Genomic DNA, 19464 nt, shown 5'->3' with positions numbered 1-19464 from the left:
GCCAAGTGGCACCCCGCCTCGTCAGCCGTCAGGGCAACACGCTCCAAGGGCCACACGGAGGTGCCCACCAGGTCCCCGATAACGGGGCCCGGAGATCTCAGCGGCGGCGGAGAGCAGCACGGGTGCGGCTCACGGACCGTCCACGGCTCTCGATGCCGGGTCTGCCCGTCGACTGATTCCACGTCATGACCATCCGCTCCCCGTCGAAATCCCGGGAAGCACGCGTATCACCGGTAGCGTGATCGCCTGCCGCATGGAGCGTCCATGTATCCGGCCGGCCGTGGGTCGCTCCGGTGGCGAGCGAGGGGACCGTGATGAGTGAACTGACGAAGCCCAGGATCGAGGTTCCGGAGGGTGACGCGCCCACGGAGCTGACGATCCGGGACCTCGTGGTGGGGGACGGGCCCGAGGCGCAGCCGGGCAGGGTCGTCCAGGTTCACTACGTAGGGGTCACGTTCGCGTCCGGTAAGGAGTTCGACTCCTCCTGGGAGCGGGACCAGCCGTTCAAGTTCGCCGTGGGCGGGGGCAGGGCAATCAAGGGCTGGGACCGGGGCGTGAGGGGAATGAGGGCCGGCGGCCGGCGCGAGATCATCGTTCCCCCGCGTCTCGGCTACGGCAAGCAGTCGCCCTCTCCGCTGATCCCGGCGGGCTCGACGCTGATCTTCGTCGTGGACCTGCTCACGGTCGTGGGCGGGCCCGCCGGAGCGAAGGCCGGCTCGACCGGGCCGGCCTGAACCTGACGCCACGCCGATGCCCTCCGCCCGGCCTCGCGCAGCGCGGGCGGCACCGCCTGGAGGCGGTGACGGCCCCGTGCTGCGGAAGTTCGTCTCGGCCTCCACAAGGGACGGGGGCCGTGCTCACGGCCAATGCGGTGAAGGTGGCGGAAGCGAGGAACTCTCGTCTGTTCACAGCGGCTCTCCGATGCGTATGGGCGGCTGCTCGACGCACCGCCGCGGGGGGTAAGGGGACGGCCAGGAGGTCAGGTTCCTGACCGGCCCCGGCTGAGGGGAAAGGCAAGTCCGGCCGGGTCGAGGACGTGTTCACCCGCGACCAGGGTGATCGGCTCGCAGCCGGGCAGTTCGGCAATGGCCCGGCAGCCCGCGGGAACTGTGCAGCGGGCGGTCAGGCCGGCGGCCGTCACCTCCCAGGAAAGGGAAGCGGTTCCGTAAGGGGTTTCGTGACGGGTGCGGGCCCAGGTGATGCCCCCTCCGGGCCTCGGCCGGAAGGTGATCTCCCGGTAACCGGGAGCCGTGGCCGTGATGCCGCCCACGACCCGGTGGAGCCAGTCGGCGACGGCGCCCAGCGCGTAGTGGTTGAAGGAGGTCATTCCGCCGGGATTGAGGCTGCCGTCGGGCCGCAGGCTGTCCCAGCGCTCCCATACGGTGGTCGCGCCCTGGGTCACGGGGTAGAGCCATGAGGGGCATTCGGTCTGCAGCAACAGTCGGTAGGCGATGTCCAGATGACCGGTGTCGGTGAGCGCGTCGCAGATCAGCGGGGTTCCGACGAAGCCGGTGGCGATGCGGGCGTCGTCGGCCAGGACGAGTTCGGCGAGCCGGTCCCCGGCGCTCTGCCTCTGCCGGGGGGTGAGCAGGTCGAAGGCGATGCCCAGGGCGTAGGCGGTGGGACTGTCGCTGGTCATCCGGCCGGACGGCAGGACGTACCGCCCACGGAATGCTTCCTTCACCTCGTCGGCCAGAGCGGCGTAGCTCTTGGCGTTCGCGTCGTCTCCCAGGTGCGCGGCTGCGCGTCCCAGGTGGCGCGCGGAGTGGGCGAAGTAGGCGGTGGCGACGAGGTGACGGTCCGTGATGCCGGCCGCCGGGTCCTCGGGCGGGGCGGCGGGGTCGAGCCAGTCGCCCAGTTGGAAGCCGGTGTCCCACAGCCGGTCCGGCCCTGAGAGGCGTTCCATGAGGTCGACCCATCTCTTGGCCATCGGGTAGTGCCGGCGGAGGAGATCGATGTCGCCGAATCGCTGGTGGAGGGCCCACGGGGTGAGCGTGGCGACGTCCCCCCAGGCGGCTCCGGGCTGGATCGGCGTCCACATCGGCTTGCCGGGGATGACGGGCACGTACCAGGGGACGGTTCCGTCGGGGAGTTGCTCGAGACCGACGTCGGTGAGCCAGGAGTCGAGCATGCCGACGCAGTCGTAGAGGTAGCTCGCGGTAGGGGCGAAGACCTGGATGTCGCCTGTCCAGCCCAGGCGCTCGTCACGCTGTGGGCAGTCGGTGGGGATGTCGACGAAGTTGCCGCGCATGCTCCAGACGACGTTCTCGTGCAGGCGGTTGACGAGAGCGTCGCTGCACTCGAACCAGCCGGTGCGGCGCATGTCCGTGTGGTGGACGCGGGCGGTCACCATGTCCGGGGTCAGTTCGCCGGGCCAGCCGGTGATGTCCGCGTAACGGAAGCCGTGGAGAGTGAAGCGGGGCTCCCAGGTGAGCGGGCCCCGCCCGGCGAGGATCAGGGTGTCGGTGGCGTACGCCTCGCGCAGGGGGCCGGTGGCCAGTCCGCCGTCCTGGAGCACCTCGGCGTGGCGGAGGGTGATGACCGTGCCGGCCGCGCCGTCCACGGTGAGGCGCAGGCGGCCCACGAGGTTCTGCCCGAAGTCGAGCAGGTGGCGGCCGTCCGTGGTGCGGGTGACGGAGGCGGGGACGATCTCCTCGGTGCAGCGCACCGGCGGGCCCATCGGTGCGACGAGGGTGGCGGGGTCGCGGCGGCCGGTGCGCACAGGCGTCCAGTCTGCGGCTGCCCCGCGGTGCGGGGCGGACCAGTCGGGGTCGTGCAGACGGGCGTCGAAGGTCTCGCCCTCGTACAGGCCGCTGGTGAGGATCGGGCCGGTCGCGGCGGTCCATGTCCGGTCCGTCGCTATGACGGTGGTGGTTCCGTCGTCGTACGTCACCTCCAGTTGGGCGAAGAGGGCCTGGTCGGTGCCGTAGATGTTGCGGGTGCCGCCGTCGAAGCCGTACTTGCCGCGGTACCAGCCGTCGCCGAGCCATGCGCCGATGGTGTTGGCGCCCGCGGCGAGGTGGGCGGTGACGTCGTGGGTGCGGTAGCGAAGGCGGTGAGGGTAGACGGTCCAGCCGGGCGCCAGGGTTTCGTCGCCGACCCGGCGACCGTTGATCTCCGCCTCGTACAGGCCGTGGGCCGAGACGTAGAGGCGGGCTCGCGCCGGGGGGCGGTCGAGGCGGAAGTCCTTGCGGACGCGGGCCGGGCGGCGTTTCGCTTCCGGATCCTCGTCCCACGCGGCGCCCACGGGCACGGCCTGCCAGTCGGCAGGGTCCAGGAGTCCGGCTTCGACGACGCGCGGCTCGCTCCAGGGTGACGGCTCACCGGCGTCCGGAGTCCAGACGCGGACGCGGACCCCGGCGCGTTCGCGGGAGGTCAGTGGTGCGCCGGGCCACGACACCAGCACCTGGTCGGGACTGTCGATGCGACCGGTGCGGTGCGGGCCGCCGGAGCGGACGAGTTCCACCTCGTACGCCTCCTGGTGGCCGGATCCCGGGGGCAGGGTCCAGGTCAGGCGCGGTGCCGGGACACCGACGCCCAGGCCGTCGGGGAGGTGTTCGAAGGTCACCGGGGCAGGCTGAAGGGACATCGGGGGGAGGAGACCTTCCGTGGGGGTGCTGGTGTACTGGGGGAAGCCGGGGCGTCAGCCCTTGACGGCTCCTCCGGTCAGGCCCTTCATGACCTTCTGGTTCAGGAAGAGGTAGATCAGGAGCGTGCCGAAGACGTTGATGCAGATGGCCGCGAACAGCGGTCCGTACTGTGTGGCGCCGAAGTCGCCGGTGAAGTTGAGCAGGCCGACCTGGATGGTGCGCAGGTCCTGGTTGTTGGTGAAGGTCAGCGCGATGAGCAGGTCGTTCCAGATGAAGAAGAACTGGACCAGGCCGACGGTGAGGATGGCGTTGCGGACCATCGGGATGCTGATGGTCCAGAAGGCGCGCAGGATGCCGGCGCCGTCGAGGGCCGCCGCTTCGAACATCTCGCGGGGCACTGTTTTGTAGTAGGTGGCCATCATGAAGACGGTCAGCGGAAGGCCGGTGCCGGTGTAGGTGAGGATCAGCGGCCACAGCGTGCCCGACAGGCCCGCTTGGAAGTAGACGGTGAACAGGGGCAGCAGGATCATCTGGGACGGCACCATGATGCCCGCCAGGAAGATCAGCAGGGTCAGGCTGCGGCCTTTCCACACCATGATCTGCAGGGCGAAGCCGGCCGCGGTGCCGAGCAGCAGGACCAGTGCGAGGGACGGCAGTACGGCGAGCAGACTGTTCTGGATGTACAGGCCGATGTTGCCCGTGGTCCACGCCTCGGTGTAGTTGCCCCACTCCCAGGTCGACGGCAGGCTCCACGTGGAGCTGTTCAGGTAGTCGTCGTTCGATTTGAGGGAGGTCAGGAACATCCACAGCAGTGGGTAGATCTCGACGACCAGCAGCAGCGCGATGACGACTCTGCCCCCTGTGCGACCCGGGAAACGGCGCCCGGGGCCAACTCGGTGCGGGACGTCGCCAGCCCTGTGGCGGGCGGGGGCGGGCAGGGGGTGCGTGTCGAGGGACATTGGTTTCAGCCCTTCGTGAGGTCGTGTCGCGAGAGGCGGAAGACGACGAGGGTCACCAGGAGGCAGACGACCGTCAGCAGCAGGGCGATGGTGCTGCCGTAGCCGTAGTCGCTGTAGGTGAACGATGTCTGGAACATGGAGAGGGTCAGCGGGGTGGTGCCGCTGCCGGGGCCGCCGTTGGTCAGCGCGACGATCGAGTCGAAGACTTTCAGGGTTCCGTTGATGCTGAAGATGAGGGACGACATGAGGACGGGGAAGGACAGGGGCAGCACGATGTGGCGTACGAGCCGCAGGCCGGAGGCACCGTCCATGCGCGCGGATTCCAGGAGCTCGTCGGGTATGTCGACCAAGCCGGCGAAGAGCAGGACCGCGTAGAAGCCCATGGAGCGCCAGACGTCCATGAGGACCAGCACCCAGAAGGCACTCCCGGCGCTCGCGAACCAGTCGACCGACTCGATGCCGAACATGTTCAGCAGCGAGTTGACGGGTCCGGTCTGCGGCGCGACCTGGAACAGTTTCTGGAACAGCAGGCCGACCGCCACGGTGGGCAGGACGACGGGGAAGAAGGCCAGGGTGCGTACGAGCGCGGAGGCGCGCTTGAGGAAGAAGACGTAGAGCAGGGCGAGCAGGTAGCCGGCGACAACCTGCCCGGCGGTCACGACGAAGGCGTACTTGAGGGTGAACCAGAGGGCGTCCCGGACGGCTTCGTCGGTGAACAGGTGCTTGAAGTTGTCCAGTCCGTTGCCTGTGAATCCGTCGACGGTGTTGCCCGTGGTGAAGGAGTAACCGAGCGACCACGCCATCGGGACGAGCATGATCAGGGAGTAGACGAGGAGAGCGGGACCGAGCAGGATCAGGACGGCCCTGCGGTCACCGAGGACGCGGTGCATGGGTGGTATCCACTTCGTTTCCGTTGAAGAGACCTGCCGGACGGGACCGGGGGCGGCTCACGCGGGTGAGGGCGTGCGAGGAGGCCCGGTGGGCCGCCCCCGGCCGGTCACTTGGCGGCCAGGGCGTCCTGCACGGTCTGCATGAACTTCTGAGGGCTCATGCTGCCGCTGACCAGCGATGCAGCGTTGGTCTGACTGACCGTGGTGGCCTTGGTGCTGAACAGGGCCTCGAACCACAGCACGCTCTGCGTGGATGCCTCGATGGTCTCCCTGACGTCCGCGGTCACCTTGTTGGCGTCCTCGAACTCCTCGTTCACCTTGAAGCCGGAGATCGCGCCCTGGCCCTTGAGGACGGTGGCGCCGTAGTTCTTCGCGATGCAGGCGGTCCAGTCACCGGTCCTGTCGTCGAAGGACTTCTTGGCCAGGGTGATACCCAGCCCGACGTTGGAGGGGTACTGGTCGATCTTGCCCTTGCCGCCGGTGACGGCGGGGAAGGGCATGAACCCGACGTTCTCGACGCCCACCTTGTTCTGCTCGGCGTCGGAGATGTTGCTCAGCGCCCAGCTGCCCATGTAGAACATGGCGGCCTTGCCGTTGAGGAACTGGTTCATCGCCGTGTCGTAGTCGATGGAGCCGAGGCCCTTGCCGAAGTAGCCCTTCCTGCCGAGCGCGGCTATTTCCTCGGCGGCCTTGACGTACTCGGGGTCGGTCAGCTTGGCCTTCCCCTCAGCGACCTTCTTGAGGGCGTCCGGGCCCAGGCTGCGGTAGAGGTAGCCGCTGATGAGGCGGGTGAGGGGCCAGCCCTGCTGTCCGGAGGCGGAGAAGGGCTGTACGCCCTTGCTCCGGAGCTTCGCGGAAGCGGCGACGAGATCGTCCCAGGTAGCGGGCTGGGAGAGGCCGTTGGCGGTGAACAGCTTCTTGTTGTAGAAGATGCCCTCGATGTTGTACTCGAAGGGCAGGACCGCCAGCTTGCCGTCGTAGAGCGCCTTGACCGTCGACACGGCGGCCGGTTCGATCTGGTCCAGGACTCCACGGTCCCTGAGTTCCTGCTCCAGGTCTGCGATCTTGCCGGACTTGTTCAGCTGGTTCGTGAGCGCGGGTGCGCTGCCGGCGGCGAACTGCACCGGCAGGGCGTCCTGTCCGGCCAGGAGCTGGAGCTTCTGGTCGAGGCTCGCCTGCGGGACCGTCTCCACCTTCAGCGGCAGTGCCTTGTTCTCGGCCTTGCACGCCCCCTCGGACAAGGCGGTCAGCGCTGCCTTGATCGCGGTGTTCTCGGTGACGCTGAGGTAGGTGAAGTTCTTGGGCGCGGACGAGGAACCACCACCGCTGCCGCCACAGGCGGTAGCCAGCAGCGCCAGTGAGGCCGTTGCGGCGGTAAGCAGGCTCAGGCGCGCACGGCGGGCTCGGGGCATACGAGGGGACACGGAAGACTCCCAAGAAGTACGGAGAGGAAGACGAGGGTGAAGAGCGGCACCGAAGGCAACGAAGAAGGCCTGCCGCGAGGAGAGTTCGTAAAACGTTCTCCACTAGGATTGGGCAACACCCTGCACCGCTCCCCCGTTTCCGTCAAGACACGACGGCGTAACACTGGTGTGGAGCGTCAGAGGGCTTGACGCCATCCGGACGCAGTAATGTAGACCGTTATATTCACGATCACGAGACACGGAGCGCTGACGATGGACCAGGCCGCGACACCCGGACTGAACAAACGCGTGACCATCACCGACGTCGCCCGCCATGCCGGCGTGTCCACCGCCGCGGTCTCCAAGGTGATGCGCAGTGCCTACGGCGTGAGCCCGGCGATGCAGGAGAAGGTGAAGGCGGCTATCGCCGAACTCGGCTACCGGCCGCACGCGGCGGCACGCGGCATGCGGGGCCGGACCTACACCATCGGCGTCCTGCTGGACAACGTACGCAACGCGTTCTTCGCCGACATCCTCGACGGCATCCAGGACGAGCTCCGCGACAGCGAGTACACCGTGCTGATCGGCGCGGCAGGATTCTCGCCGGAGGAGCAGGCCAAGACCATTCGCTCGATGGTCGACCGCCAGATGGACGGCCTGATCCTCATCGCACCGGGAACGTCGCGCGACGAAGTGCTGGATATCGCCGCGTCCACGCCCACCGTGGTCCTCGGCCATCATGACGGCTCCGGCACACACGACTCGGTCGTCGACGCGGACGACATCGGAGCAGGCCTGGTCGTGGACCACTTGGTCTCGCTCGGCCACCGCGACATCGCCTTGGTCCCGGCCCCCGGCACCAAGTCCAACCGGTGGAAACGCACCCCCGAGATCGTGCTGACCGCCGGCTACCTCGACGCCATGGAACGGCACGGGCTCTCCGCGCATGCGCAGGTACTGCACGCCGCCTACTCCGACGAAGGCGGCTTCAAGTCCGGAATGACCCTGCTGACGGCCGAACGGCGGCCGACCGCCGTCATGACCGGCGCCGACGTAGCAGCCCTGGGCATCTACCGCGCGGCCCACGAACTCGGCCTGCGCATCCCCGAGGACCTCTCGCTCGTCGGCTACAACAACACCGCTCTCGCGGCTCTGGCCCCGGTTCAGCTCACCAGCGTCGATCAGGCGGGACACACCATGGGCTCCACCGCCGCCCGCATGCTCATCGAGCGCGTGGAAGGCAGGCGGGACCGGGCCATGCAGACGACGATGACCCCGCGCCTCGTGAAACGCGGCACCACCGCAGCCGCGGTGAGCCGTTGAACCATGGCCCGGCAGCTGCCCCCAACCGCTCCCGTCTTCATGCCGCCGGCCACGGCGCGGCGGCAGGTCGTCACCATGGGCCGGGAGGCCGGCCGCCTGCTCATGGATGACACGGCGCACGATGCCGGTCACGGGCTTGTCCACGTCGCACCGCAGCCGGAGGTCGTGCGCCGGTCCGCGTCCCCGGCGCGGTGACCTCGGTGGTCAGGTCTGTTCGGGGACATGGTGCGGCGGGACAGCGCCCGACAGCACACGAACCATGGCGGGGGCGAGCAGAAGCCCGATTCCGTACATCCGGAACGGCGCCTGCCGACCGGCCCGTCCACGAGCTCCACCGAGCACGGTGGCGGATGCAACGGACATGGCGGCACTCCAGAGGCTGAGGCGGGAGGGAGATGCGCACGGCCAAAGAGCCGTCGGTCAGGACGCCGGCGCACGGGCACAGGGATGTGCCACGACTATGCGGTCCCCGGGAGGGCCTGCCCAGCCCTGCCACGATCCGATTTTCGGATGCCTCGGATCCACCGGGTGGATGTCGTCGTTCCGGTCGGCCGCTCCCGCCACCGGTCAGGAGGGTGCCGCTTCGTCGTGCGCGTCGGCCATGCGCCTGCCGACCCGGGCCGCCGTTTCCCGTAGCCAGATGTGTGCGGCGTCGTGCGTGTGCACCGGGTGCCACCACATCGCCTCTTGCAGCGGCACCGCCTCGTACGGCGGCTCCACCACCCGCACGGCTGCGAGGGGCGCCATCAGGCGGGCGAGGCGGGCCTGGATCAGGGCGATGCGCCGGGTGCCCGCGACCAGCAGCGGCAGCAACTGGAAGCTGTCGACGGAGACTTCCACGCGCGGTTCGACGCCGAGCATTCCGAGTTGCCGTACGGCGGGGGCGTCGTACGTGCGCTGATAGGTGACCCATGGCAGCCGGGCCAGGTCCTGGCGGGTGAGCCGGTCCTCCACACTCGGGTGATCGTTGGCGATGAGATAGACCCACCTGTCCTGGTAGAGGTCGGTGGCGGGGAAGTCGCTGACGACTCCGTGCGGCATCAGCAGTCCGTCGGTCGTGCTCAGCAGTGTGGCCGTGTCGTCGACGACGGTGGTCGGGGGCTGGGTGAAGCGCAGGCGGATGCCGGGAGCCTCCTCGTGCACGACCCGGGCAAGCTCGGTACCGAACACGGCCACGGCGTAGTCGGAGGCGATCAGCTTGAACTCGCGGCTCTCGCTCACCGGGTCGAAGTCGGCCTGACTGGCGAACAGGCGCTCCAGTACGTCGTACGCGGTCGCCGTGCGGTCGAGGAGGACCTGTCCGAGCGCTGTGAGTTCGTAGTGGCCGCCGACCCGGGCGAGCAGGTCGTCGTCGAAGTGACGGCGCAGTCGGGCCAGGGCGGCACTCATGGCCGGCTGGCTGAGCCCGACGCGCTGTCCGGCGCGCGTGACGTTGCGCTCTTCCAGCAGGGAACGCAGCGCGACGACGAGGTTGAGGTCCAGACGGGACAGGTTCACGGGCTTTCCTTTTGCGATACGACGCCGACCAGGGTGAATAAACACCATGGATGACTGTGATCCATAGAATCGATTTCCATGATTGCGGATGGCAGGTTCAGATTAGTCACATCGCAATCAGGAGGACATGTCTGTGAAACCCGCACCCGCGTCCGCGCTCTTCGCCGGACGGTTCGCCCTCGCCACGCTGTCGGCCCCGGACGGACCCTCGTTCCCCGCTCTCGTCACCCCCGACGCCGAGGTGGTCGACCTGCGAGCCGCATTCGGCGACGACAGGCTGGCCGTCCGGAGCCTTCTTGAGAGCTGGGAGGCCGCCCTCCCCCGGCTGGAAGCACTGGCCGAGGAGGGCGGACAGCAGCGAATGCCGCTGGCGGACTTCCGGGTGCACGCTCCTGTCGAGCCCCGCCAGGTCTTCCAGTCGGGGGCGAACTACCGGCAGCACGTCATCGACCTGCACGTCGCGCACCGCGCCCCGGACGACGACCGTTCCGAGGAGGAGCGGCGCGCGGAGGCGGCGGAGATCATGGACCGCCGGGCGGCCGAGGACCTGCCGTACGTGTTCATCGGGCTGCCGAGCGCGATCACCGGCCCGTACGACGACGTGGTGCTGCCCCCGTGGGCCGAGAAGCCGGACTGGGAGCTGGAGTTGGCCGCTGTCATCGGGCGGCCCGCCTACCGGTTGGCCGTCGGGGAGGCCCTGGACTACGTCGCCGGTTACACCATCGCCAACGACCTCACCGATCGCACCACGGTCTTCCGCCGGGACATGCCGCAGATCGGCACGGACTGGCTGCGCAGCAAGAACGCCCCCGGCTTCACCCCGCTCGGCCCCTGGATCGTGCCCGCCGCGTCGGTCGCCGACCCGGACGACCTGCAGGTGACGCTGAAGCTGAACGGCGAGACCATGCAGAACGAGTCCACCAAGGACATGATCTTCGACGTCGCGCGTGTGGTGGCGTACATCTCGCAGACCGCGCGACTCCTCCCCGGCGACGTGGTGCTGACGGGCAGTCCGGCCGGGAACGGCATGCACTGGGGCCGGCTGCTGCGCGACGGGGACGTCATGGAGGGCACGGTCACCGGGCTCGGCGTCCAGCGCACCCGCTGCGTCGCGGAGGAGACATCGTGACACTCGACCGCACCGACCCCGAGGGCGCGATCGCCGAGGCCGCCAAGGCGTACGGCAACTGGGGCCGCTGGGGCGAGGACGATGTGCTCGGCACCCTGAACTTCCTCGACGAGGCCAAGCGCCGCGAAGGCGCCGCCCTGATCAGGCGGGGTGTCAGCTTCTCCCTCTCCCAGCGCTTCGACATGGACGGCCCGCAGAAGGGCTGGCGCCGGCGCACCAACCCCGTGCACACGATGCTCGACACCGGCACCGACGCCGTCCTCACCGGGCAGGGCTTCCCGCACGGCATCGGTGGCGCAGACGACGTCATCGCGATGCCTCTGCAGTGCTCCACCCAGTGGGACGGGCTCGGCCACATCTTCGATCACGGCAAGGCGTGGAACGGACGCCCGGCGGAGAAGGTCGTCACCTCCGAAGGCGACCTGGTCACCGGCATCGAGCACATGGCCCCGCACGTCGCAGGACGCGGAGTGCTCCTCGACGTCGGCCGGGCCGTCGGCGAGAACGGTGAACTGCCCGACGGGTTCGCGATCACCGCTGAGCACCTGACGGCCACGGCAGACGCCCAGGGCGTGAGCGTGGGCCGGGGCGACATCGTGCTGGTTCGTACCGGACAGCTGGCCCGGGTGCGCCGCGACAGCTGGGGCGAGTACGCCGGCGGACCGGCTCCCGGCCTGTCCTTCACCGCGGCCGGCTGGCTGCACCGCACGGAGATCGCCGCGATCGCGACCGACACCTGGGGCTTCGAGGTCCGGCCCAACGAGTTCGACCACGCCTTCCAGCCCCTGCACCAGGTCGCCATCCCCAACATGGGCCTGCTCATCGGCGAGATGTGGGACCCGGACGCGCTCGCCGAGGACTGCGCGACGGACGGCGTGTACGACTTCTGGCTCACCGCCGCACCTTTGCCGATCACCGGTGCCGTCGGCAGCCCGGTCAACCCGATCGCCGTCAAGTAATCAGCGGAACAAGGGAGTTCCCCATGAGAAACGACCGTACGGTCCTGGTGATCGGCGGCGGCGCGGCCGGCAACGCCCTCACCGTCCTGCTGCACCGCGCCGGGCTCGACGTGGACCTGATCGAAGTGAAACACGACTGGAACGCCACGGCGGGTTCCGGCATCACGCTCCAGGGCAACGCCCTGCGTGTGCTGCGTGAACTGGGCGTGTGGGAGCAGGTGCGGGCATCCGGCTTCGGTTTCGGTTCGGTGGGCATCACCGCTCCCGACGGCACCGTCCTGCACGCGCAGGACGACATCCGCAGCGGTGGCGACGACCTGCCGGCCACCGTCGGGATGCAGCGCCCCCAGTTGCAGCAGATCCTCATCGAAGCCGTCCGCGCCAGCGGGGCCGAGGTGCGCCTGGGCGTCACGGCCACCGGCTTCGACCAGGACGACGACGGCGTCACCGTGCGCTTCAGCGACGGCTCCGAGGGCCACTACGGCCTGGTGGTCGCCGCCGACGGCCTCGGTTCCGCCACCCGCGCCGCGATCGGCATCACCGCGAAGCCGGAGCCGACCGGCATGGCCATCTGGCGCATCGCCGCCCCGCGCCCGGCGGGTCTCACCCGCACCGATCTCGCCTACGGCGGCCCGGCCTACATCGCCGGCTACTGCCCCACCAGCGACACCACGCTCTACGCGTACGTCGTCGAGGCCAACCGCGACCGGGCGTCCATCCCGCCGGAGTCCTACGCCGACGAGATGCGCCGCCTGACCTCCGCGTACGGCGGATTCTGGCCGGAGATCACGGAGCACATCACCGACCCCGCGCAGGTCAACTACACCTGGTTCGACCGCATGCTCGTCGAAGGCTCCTGGCACCGCGGCCGCATCGTGGTCATCGGCGACGCCGCGCACTGCTGCCCGCCCACCCTGGCCCAGGGCGCGGCGCTGTCCCTGGAGGACGCCTGGGTGCTCGCCCAGATGCTGACCGGCTCCGACACCTGGGACGACACCCTGCTCCAGGCGTACTACGAGCGACGCATCACCCGCGTCCGGCCGGTCGTGGAGGCGTCCGTGCAGATCGGGCAGTGGCAGCTCGACGGTGTCCGCGACGCCGACGTGCCCGGTCTGATGGGCCGCACCATGACGATGCTCCGGGAGCTGCCGTGACCGCCCCGACCGTGGACGTGCACGCCCACGTCCTGCTCCCCGAAATCGATGCACTCGTCAGCGGTATGCCCGGACACGCCGAGGCCAGGGCGCTCGACGCCCGGCGCAACGGACCCGACGCCCTTGCCGTCAGCGGTCCGATGGTCCGCGCGCGCATCCCGAGAATGACCGACGTCTCCGCACGCCTCGCGGCGATGGAGGCCCAGGGTGTCGACGTCCAGCTGGTCAGCCCCTCCCCCTCGCACTACCACTACTGGGCCGACCGCGACACGGCCGAGAAGGTCTGCCGGCTCGCCAACGAGGCCACCGCCGCACACTGCGCCCAGGCGCCGGGCCGCCTGCGCGGGCTGGGCCTCGTACCCCTCCAGCACCCGGATCTCATGATGCGCGCCCTCGACCATGCCCTCGACCATGGACTGGCCGGCGTGGAGATCTCCAGCCACGCACCGGGGCGGGAGCTGTCCGACCCGGCGTACGAACCGTTCTGGTCACGGGCCCAGGAGACGGGTGCGGTCCTCTTCCTGCATCCCTTCGGGTGCACGCTCGACGAGCGCCTGGACCGGTGGTACCTGTCCAACACGGTCGGGCAGCCCACCGAGAACGCCGTCGCCCTCTCCCACCTGATCTTCTCCGGGGTCCTGGACAGGCACCCCGGCCTGAAGCTGATCGCCGCCCACGGCGGCGGTTACCTCCCCACCCACATCGGCCGCTCCGACCACGCCTGGTCGGCACGCTCCGACGCAGGCGCCGGGTGCGCGCACCTGCCCAGCAGTTACCTCAAGCGGATCCACTTCGACTCCCTCGTCCACGACGCTCGGGTGCTGGGCTCACTGATCGAGGTCGCGGGGGCGGACCGGGTCATGCTCGGTTCGGACTTCCCCTTCGACATGGGGACCGAAGATCCGGTCGGCGCGCTGCGCGCAGCGGGGCTGTCCGAGAGCGACTTCGACGCGGTACGCGGCGGCAACGCCGCCACCCTCCTGCGACTCGCCTGACCTCAACGAGGAGGAACACCATGAACGCACGCCTGCTCACCCATCTGCGGCACGTCGACCTCGCCGTGCCCGACTACGACAAGCAACTCGACTTCTACGCCGGCGTCTGGGGCCTGACCAAGGTCGCCGAGGACGCCGGGATCTCGTTCCTGGCCGCCGAGGGTTCGCCCGAGCAGTACGTCGTACGGCTGCGCCGGGCCGAGGAGAAGCGCCTCGACCTCGTCTCGTACGGCGCCGCGAACCCCGCCGACGTGGACGCCCTCGCCGAACGGCTGCTGGCCGGCGGCGTGGAGCTGATCAGCCGGCCCGGAAAGGTGGACACCCCGGGCGGCGGATACGGATTCCGCTTCTTCGACGTCGACGGGCGCACCATCGAGGTCTCCGCCGACGTCGAGGTCCGGCAGCACAGGAAGATCGAGGAGAAGGAGGCGATCCCGGTCAAGCTGTCCCACGTCGTCCTCAACTCCCCCGACCTCAACCGCACCCGGGAGTGGTACGAGCGCCACCTCGGCTTCGCGCTCTCCGACACGCTCAGTTCCCCGCACATGGGCGAGGTCATGCACTTCATGCGGATCAGCAACCAGCACCACTCCATGGCCATCGCCCAGGGCCCGCACACCGCACTGCACCACGTCTCCTTCGAGATGCGCGGCATCGACGAGTACATGCGCGGCTCCGGCCGGGTCATGCGCGCCGGCTTCAGGAAGATCTGGGGCCCCGGCCGGCACATGGCGGGCGACAACACCTTCACGTACTTCCTCGACCCGCACGGCAACACCGTCGAATACACGACGGAGCTGGAGAACCTCGACGAGGACACCTGGCACCCGCACGTCTACGACTTCTCCCGGCCCGAAGTCACCGATCAATGGGGCACCGCCAACGCGATGAACGAACTCGTCGCCAAGGAGTCCTTCAACGACCCGGACCGCGGCGTCTTCATCGCCCCGCCGGTCTAGGCCGGACGGCCGTCGGACCCGGGGGCGCGGCAGCCGCGTCCACGCCCTGCTCACTGAGCCGCGTCCCCGGCGTTCGCCCGTAGAGCCTCGCGGCATGGTTCGAGAAGCAGGGCATCGCCGCTCCGTCTGTCTCGGGCACGTGTGCCAAGCGCATACCGAGGTGCCCGAGACGGGCGGGTACACACTGCCGCAGGGGCCATCGACCGCTGGGCCCCGGCCGATCCCGCACAGTTCTCGACCCTTCACGTAGACCGGGTCACCGCCCGCCCGCCTGGCCGGCTACGACAGCGCATCACCGTGGACCACGACCCGACGCGCATTCCCCTCGCCCGCCCCGCCCCCTCCAGGAGCCGCACATGCGTTTCGCCAGCTACGAGCACCGACATCGCCACCGAGTAGCCGTGGTGGAGGAGGACGGCACCCTTTTCCCCCTGCCCGGCGTCACCTCGCTCACGGCTCTCCTCAAGGAGGCCGACGGGCTGCCGGGACTGCTCGCCGCCGGTGCGACTGCCCTGGACGTACCGCCCGGGCCACACGTCTCCCAGGTACGGCTGCTTCCTCCTCTGCAGCCCTCATCCATAAGGGACTTCGTGACGTTCGAGGAGCACGTCGAAGGGGTCCGCCGCGCCGTCGACGGCGTCGCCGGCGTTCCCGAGCAGTGGTATGCGGCGCCGACCTTCTACTTCACCAACCCGCACGCCGTCCACGGCCCGCACGACGTGGTTCCGATGCCTCCCGGCTCGTCGGTGCTCGACTTCGAACTCGAGGTGGGCGCAGTGATCGGCCGCGAGGGACGCGACCTCACCCCCGAGCGGGCCCGCGACCACATCGTCGGCTACACCGTCTTCAACGACTGGTCCGCACGCGACCTCCAGTCCGCGGAGATGAAGGTCGGCCTCGGCCCCTGCAAGGGCAAGGACACCGCCACCACGCTCGGCCCCTACCTCGTCACCGCCGACGAACTGGAACCGTACCGGGACGCCGAGGGGCTGCTTCGCCTCGCGCTGACCGCCGAGGTGAACGGGGAGGTGGTCGGCAGGGACCTGCTGTCCAACATGAGCTGGACCTTCGAGGAGATGGCGGCCTACGCCTCGCGCGGCACCCGGGTCGTGCCGGGTGATGTCCTGGGCTCCGGGACGTGCGGCAACGGCGGCTGCCTCGCCGAACTGTGGGGCGTGCGCGGCGAACAGACACCGCCCCCGTTGAAGCCGGGCGACACGGTGAGCCTCACCGTCGAAGGGATCGGCACCCTGACCAGTACGGTCGTGCCCGGCGCGGCGCCCCTCTCCCTGCCGGTCGGCCGGCGTCGCGATCGGCAGCGGCCGTGAACGAGGGGTACCCGAAGAGGCTCGCGGGCAAGGTCGTCGTCGTCACGGGCGCGGCCCGCGGTCAGGGCGCCGCCGAGGCCGCGGCCCTCACCCGGGAGGGCGCCCGCGTGATCGCCACCGATGTGTCGGACGCACCCGGCTGTCGCCGGCTCGACGTCAGCAGTGAGCAGGACTGGGCCGAGCTTGCCGCCGAACTGCGCGAAAGATACGGCCAGGTGCACGGCCTGGTGAACAACGCCGGCATCACCTGGCGGGCCCGTGTCGGCGAGGTGCGGCCCGAGGACATGGCGCGGGTCCTCGCGGTCAACGTCACCGGTCCGCTGCTCGGTATCCAGCACGTGACTCCGCTGATGCCCACCGGCTCCTCCATAGTGAACGTCGGCTCGTCGGCGGCCCTCACCGCCCACTACCCGGTCGCGTACACGACCAGCAAGTGGGCGCTGCGCGGCCTGTCGAAGACGGCTGCCCTGGAACTCGGCCCACGCGGCATCCGCGTCAACACCATCCACCCCGGCTACATCGAGACCGGGATGACCGCATCGGCCGCTCCCGCCTTCCGGGAGGCCAACATCCACGAGACTCCACTCGGCCGCACGGGAAGCGTCGACGAAGTCGCCCCGCTCGTCGTCTTCCTGCTGTCGGACGAGTCGTCCTTCATCAGCGGCGCCGAGATTCCGGTGGACGGCGGCATGACCGCGCACGGCGGCGTGAAGTCCGTCTCCGACGCGCTGCGGCCGGACCGCGGCGCATGAAGGGGCTCGTCGGAAGAAGAAGCTGGCAGGGGGCGGGACGCCCCCTCGGCTGCCGCGGGATTGCCCTCGGGCCGCACAAGGCGTGGCGTGCGGGTCGGTGGGACACGATTGGTCTCGGCGAGATCACCGGTCGCGCGCTGATCGAGCACGAGAACGGTGCCGACAGTGGTGTGACGTCGCAGGGCGTCTCCTACCTGGGTGCGGCGCTTCCGCGGGAACTGTCCGAGCTGGAAACGTCCCCGCAGCAGAGCAGTCGCGGCCGGTGAAGCACCGGACCGGACATCAGGGCCTCAGCAGTCCGCCCACCCACCAGTCATGCGGCTTGCCGTCGTTGGCGATGCTGCGATTGCGCAGTGTCCCCTCGACGGTGAAGCCGAGTTTCTCGGCGACAGCACGCGAGCCGGTGTTCCCCGCCATGGCCCACCACTCGATGCGGTGCACGTCGAGGGTGGCCCAACCCCAGTCGCACAGTGCCCGCGCGGCCTCCACCGAGTACCCGCGTCCGCGCTGTTCCTTGACCGCCCAGTAACCGAGCTCCCAGACGCCGCGGCTGATGAGGGTCAGGCAGTACGAGCCGACCAGGGCGCCGGTGTCCTTGCGGAACGCGCCGAGGGTGTAGTCCCTGTCCTCGGCCCACTGAGCGGGCAGCTTCTCGCCGACGAGCTGCTCCGCGTCCGCACGCCGATACGGCACCGGCACCGGCGTGTAGAACTGAATGTCCTGGTCCTGGCAGGCTTCGTACACCGCATCCACGTCGGCAGGAGTGAAGGCCCGCAGCGCCAGACGTTCGGTCTCGAGAATTACTGGATCCATCGCGGCAGTATGACCACCATCGACAAGCGGCAGCCAGCGAATATCTCCGCCGGGCATCGCGCGTGACCACACTCCGGTCCGGCGCTGCTCGGCGCCGGACCCGACGATGCCGAATTGCTGATCGAGTGCTCCCTCCCCCTGACCAGCGCGCGCCGACGTCATGCTGGTCAACGGTGCGCTGGTACGGACGCCGGGGGCGGACGCCGCAGTGGCGTTCCCCCACCGAGAGGACTTCGGCATCAGCTCCCTGCCCGAGGTCCCGTGCACCGCCGATCCGCAAGGACGGCCGGGACACCGGGCGAAGCTGCTCATGGCCGAGGAGCCGGTAGCTCCATCCTGGTTCCGTCCCCAGGCCACCCAGTCGGGTCGGTACCGGCCGAGACGAGACGAGCCGGCGCTGCTGACGGCGCTACCCCGGTGTGGCGGCGGCCCGGCCTCCGTGGTCGAAGCGGTGCGAGGCGTGCAGGGGGTCCGCGACTTTGGTGGTCGTCCCGTAGTGGGCCCTGGAGCGGGCGTACGCCTCCGGTTCCGCGCCCGATGCGTCGAGCCCCAGCAGCACCGCTCCCAGCACGGGCCGTTCGGCGACCACCCGCACCTCGGCCTGCGGAGCCCGCTGCGCCAGCAAGGTACGGATGCGACCGTCCAACCGTGCGTGGCGGGCCGCCAGGACGCTGCCGCCCAGGAGTACCGGCACCTTCTCCGTGAGCAGGCCGAGGCGGGTGAGGGCGACGGTCGACATCGCCACGACCTCGTCCGCCATCCGGTCCACCACGGCACGCGCGACCCGGTCCCCGTCCGCGGCCGTAGCGAAGAGCACCGGCGTCAGCTCGTGCCTGCGGTGGGGTGCGAGGTGAGCAAGATGCAGGGCTTCGATCAGCGCGTACATGGACGGAAGCCCGAAGTGCGCGGGCAGCGTCCGCATCAGCGCGGTGGGCTCACCGCGGCCGTCCTCGGCACGTGCGGCGAACCACAACGCCTCCTCGGCCAGGCCGCCGCCGCCTCCCCAGTCCCCGGAGAGACGGCCGATGGCGGGGAAGCGCGCGGTCCGGCCGTCGGGCAGCATGCCCGCGCAGTTGATCCCGGCGCCGCACACCACGGCCACACCCCGCGGCTCGGCATCCTCCGTCAGGCCGGCACGCAGCACCGCGAAGGTGTCGTTGCGTACATCGACGCTCCGGGCCCAGCCCCTGCGCTGGATGGCTTCCGCCAACTGCGCCTCCTCGACAGGAAGATCAGCGTTGGCGAGGCACGCGGAGACATGCTCGACGCCGGCGGCGCCCGCCGCCGCGAGTGCCTCCTCGACCGCTTCGGCGAGAACGTCCACTGCCGGTTCGACGCCCACCCGGGGCGGCTGGAAGCCGCCGCCCCGGGCCGCTCCGAGAACTGTGCCGTCAACGGCCACGACGGCGACGTCCGTCTTGCTGTTCCCCGCGTCGATGGCGAGGAGGGAAGCGGTCACGCCCACGCGAGGTGCTCCCGGTTGTGCGCGACCAGCTTGTCGGTGAGTGCTTCGGCGTACTCGAACTGGCCGATCAGGGGGTGTGCGAGCAGCGCCTTGAACACCCGGTCGCGGCCGCCGCGCAGCGCGGCGTCCAGGGCCAGGTCCTCGTACGCCGTTACGTTGGCGATCAGACCGGCGTACAGCGGGTCCAGTTCCGGCACGGCGAGCGGGGTCGCGCCCGTCCTGTCGACCTTGGCCTGTACCTCGATCAC

Annotated in this window: 18 protein-coding genes and 1 pseudogene; 10 read left to right on the top strand and 9 right to left on the bottom strand. The window is 69.7% G+C overall.

Annotation, left to right across the window (positions count from 1 at the left end; all coding sequences use genetic code 11):
• Positions 1 to 314 precede the first annotated feature (314 nt).
• Positions 315 to 734 (top strand): FKBP-type peptidyl-prolyl cis-trans isomerase, encoded by a 420-nt coding sequence (locus tag ABZ434_RS32435; RefSeq protein ID WP_359144379.1) that lies wholly within the window; start codon positions 315 to 317, stop codon positions 732 to 734.
• A 245-nt stretch (positions 735 to 979) separates the two neighbouring features.
• On the opposite strand, the gene ABZ434_RS32430 is transcribed toward ABZ434_RS32435, so the two are convergent.
• From ABZ434_RS32430 to ABZ434_RS32415, 4 genes are all read right to left on the bottom strand, one after another.
• Positions 980 to 3568: a family 78 glycoside hydrolase catalytic domain gene (locus ABZ434_RS32430; RefSeq protein WP_359144376.1), complete on the bottom strand. Its 2589-nt coding sequence runs from the start codon at positions 3566 to 3568 to the stop codon at positions 980 to 982.
• Between the two features lie 75 nt (positions 3569 to 3643).
• Entirely contained in the window at positions 3644 to 4549 is a 906-nt protein-coding gene (locus tag ABZ434_RS32425) for a carbohydrate ABC transporter permease (RefSeq protein WP_359144373.1), read from the bottom strand.
• A 5-nt stretch (positions 4550 to 4554) separates the two neighbouring features.
• On the bottom strand, positions 4555 to 5439 hold the full coding sequence (locus tag ABZ434_RS32420; RefSeq protein ID WP_359144370.1) for a sugar ABC transporter permease: 885 nt from the start codon (positions 5437 to 5439) through the stop codon (positions 4555 to 4557).
• Positions 5440 to 5546: 107 nt separating this feature from the next.
• On the bottom strand, positions 5547 to 6863 hold the full coding sequence (locus ABZ434_RS32415; RefSeq protein WP_359144367.1) for an extracellular solute-binding protein: 1317 nt from the start codon (positions 6861 to 6863) through the stop codon (positions 5547 to 5549).
• Positions 6864 to 7115: 252 nt separating this feature from the next.
• Between ABZ434_RS32415 and ABZ434_RS32410 the strand changes: the two genes are divergently transcribed.
• Entirely contained in the window at positions 7116 to 8165 is a 1050-nt protein-coding gene (locus ABZ434_RS32410; protein ID WP_359144364.1) for a LacI family DNA-binding transcriptional regulator, read from the top strand.
• A gap of 204 nt (positions 8166 to 8369) precedes the next feature.
• Here ABZ434_RS32410 and ABZ434_RS32405 read toward each other — a convergent pair whose 3' ends face one another.
• Entirely contained in the window at positions 8370 to 8528 is a 159-nt protein-coding gene (locus tag ABZ434_RS32405; RefSeq protein ID WP_359144361.1) for a hypothetical protein, read from the bottom strand.
• Positions 8529 to 8732: 204 nt separating this feature from the next.
• The gene (locus ABZ434_RS32400; RefSeq protein ID WP_359144358.1) at positions 8733 to 9662 is read right to left on the bottom strand and encodes a LysR family transcriptional regulator; all 930 of its coding nucleotides are present in this window, start codon (positions 9660 to 9662) and stop codon (positions 8733 to 8735) included.
• A 127-nt stretch (positions 9663 to 9789) separates the two neighbouring features.
• On the opposite strand from ABZ434_RS32400, the gene ABZ434_RS32395 reads away from it, so the two are divergent.
• The 8 genes from ABZ434_RS32395 (at position 9790) to ABZ434_RS32360 (ending at position 17204) form a co-directional block, all read left to right on the top strand.
• The gene (locus ABZ434_RS32395; RefSeq protein WP_359144355.1) at positions 9790 to 10791 is read left to right on the top strand and encodes a fumarylacetoacetate hydrolase family protein; all 1002 of its coding nucleotides are present in this window, start codon (positions 9790 to 9792) and stop codon (positions 10789 to 10791) included.
• A complete protein-coding gene (locus ABZ434_RS32390; RefSeq protein ID WP_359144352.1) occupies positions 10788 to 11750 on the top strand; it encodes a cyclase family protein in 963 nt (320 codons plus the stop codon). The genes ABZ434_RS32395 and ABZ434_RS32390 overlap by 4 nt, the downstream gene beginning before the upstream one ends.
• A 23-nt stretch (positions 11751 to 11773) precedes the next feature.
• Positions 11774 to 12904 (top strand): FAD-dependent oxidoreductase, encoded by a 1131-nt coding sequence (locus ABZ434_RS32385; RefSeq protein WP_359144349.1) that lies wholly within the window; start codon positions 11774 to 11776, stop codon positions 12902 to 12904.
• Positions 12901 to 13899: an amidohydrolase family protein gene (locus tag ABZ434_RS32380; protein WP_359144346.1), complete on the top strand. Its 999-nt coding sequence runs from the start codon at positions 12901 to 12903 to the stop codon at positions 13897 to 13899. The genes ABZ434_RS32385 and ABZ434_RS32380 overlap by 4 nt, the downstream gene beginning before the upstream one ends.
• A gap of 20 nt (positions 13900 to 13919) precedes the next feature.
• Entirely contained in the window at positions 13920 to 14858 is a 939-nt protein-coding gene (locus tag ABZ434_RS32375) for a VOC family protein (RefSeq protein ID WP_359144343.1), read from the top strand.
• Between the two features lie 356 nt (positions 14859 to 15214).
• Complete coding sequence (locus ABZ434_RS32370; RefSeq protein ID WP_359144340.1) at positions 15215 to 16186, top strand: fumarylacetoacetate hydrolase family protein; 972 nt, start codon at positions 15215 to 15217, stop codon at positions 16184 to 16186.
• Positions 16183 to 16938, top strand: coding sequence for an SDR family oxidoreductase (locus ABZ434_RS32365; RefSeq protein ID WP_359144338.1), 756 nt, complete (start codon positions 16183 to 16185; stop codon positions 16936 to 16938). Before ABZ434_RS32370 ends, ABZ434_RS32365 begins: the two co-directional genes overlap by 4 nt.
• Positions 16935 to 17204 carry a hypothetical protein gene (locus ABZ434_RS32360; RefSeq protein ID WP_359144335.1) on the top strand — a complete coding sequence of 90 codons (270 nt, stop codon included), beginning with the start codon at positions 16935 to 16937 and terminating at the stop codon, positions 17202 to 17204. Before ABZ434_RS32365 ends, ABZ434_RS32360 begins: the two co-directional genes overlap by 4 nt.
• A 16-nt stretch (positions 17205 to 17220) precedes the next feature.
• Here ABZ434_RS32360 and ABZ434_RS32355 read toward each other — a convergent pair whose 3' ends face one another.
• The 3 genes and pseudogenes from ABZ434_RS32355 to ABZ434_RS32345 form a co-directional block, all read right to left on the bottom strand.
• The gene (locus tag ABZ434_RS32355) at positions 17221 to 17751 is read right to left on the bottom strand and encodes a GNAT family N-acetyltransferase (protein ID WP_359144332.1); all 531 of its coding nucleotides are present in this window, start codon (positions 17749 to 17751) and stop codon (positions 17221 to 17223) included.
• A 409-nt stretch (positions 17752 to 18160) separates the two neighbouring features.
• The gene (locus ABZ434_RS32350; protein ID WP_359144329.1) at positions 18161 to 19216 is read right to left on the bottom strand and encodes a BadF/BadG/BcrA/BcrD ATPase family protein; all 1056 of its coding nucleotides are present in this window, start codon (positions 19214 to 19216) and stop codon (positions 18161 to 18163) included.
• A pseudogene (locus ABZ434_RS32345) lies at positions 19207 to 19464 on the bottom strand (6-phospho-beta-glucosidase); the annotation flags it as partial. The gene ABZ434_RS32350 and the pseudogene ABZ434_RS32345, both read right to left, overlap by 10 nt.

The organism is Streptomyces sp. NPDC005761 (assembly GCF_040630635.1).
GTDB lineage: Bacteria > Actinomycetota > Actinomycetes > Streptomycetales > Streptomycetaceae > Streptomyces.
This window is presented reverse-complemented; position numbering and strand designations above follow the sequence as displayed.

Bases quoted from the DNA above. Each gene is read 5' to 3' on its own strand.
- ABZ434_RS32435 (WP_359144379.1), top strand. From the start codon at position 315: ATGAGTGAACTGACGAAGCCCAGGATCGAGGTTCCGGAGGGTGACGCG.
- ABZ434_RS32425 (WP_359144373.1), bottom strand. From the start codon at position 4,549: ATGTCCCTCGACACGCACCCCCTGCCCGCCCCCGCCCGCCACAGGGCT.
- ABZ434_RS32420 (WP_359144370.1), bottom strand. From the start codon at position 5,439: ATGCACCGCGTCCTCGGTGACCGCAGGGCCGTCCTGATCCTGCTCGGT.
- ABZ434_RS32410 (WP_359144364.1), top strand. From the start codon at position 7,116: ATGGACCAGGCCGCGACACCCGGACTGAACAAACGCGTGACCATCACC.
- ABZ434_RS32405 (WP_359144361.1), bottom strand. From the start codon at position 8,528: ATGTCCGTTGCATCCGCCACCGTGCTCGGTGGAGCTCGTGGACGGGCC.
- ABZ434_RS32395 (WP_359144355.1), top strand. From the start codon at position 9,790: ATGTCTGTGAAACCCGCACCCGCGTCCGCGCTCTTCGCCGGACGGTTC.
- ABZ434_RS32385 (WP_359144349.1), top strand. From the start codon at position 11,774: ATGAGAAACGACCGTACGGTCCTGGTGATCGGCGGCGGCGCGGCCGGC.
- ABZ434_RS32375 (WP_359144343.1), top strand. From the start codon at position 13,920: ATGAACGCACGCCTGCTCACCCATCTGCGGCACGTCGACCTCGCCGTG.
- ABZ434_RS32370 (WP_359144340.1), top strand. From the start codon at position 15,215: ATGCGTTTCGCCAGCTACGAGCACCGACATCGCCACCGAGTAGCCGTG.
- ABZ434_RS32360 (WP_359144335.1), top strand. From the start codon at position 16,935: ATGAAGGGGCTCGTCGGAAGAAGAAGCTGGCAGGGGGCGGGACGCCCC.
- ABZ434_RS32355 (WP_359144332.1), bottom strand. From the start codon at position 17,751: ATGGATCCAGTAATTCTCGAGACCGAACGTCTGGCGCTGCGGGCCTTC.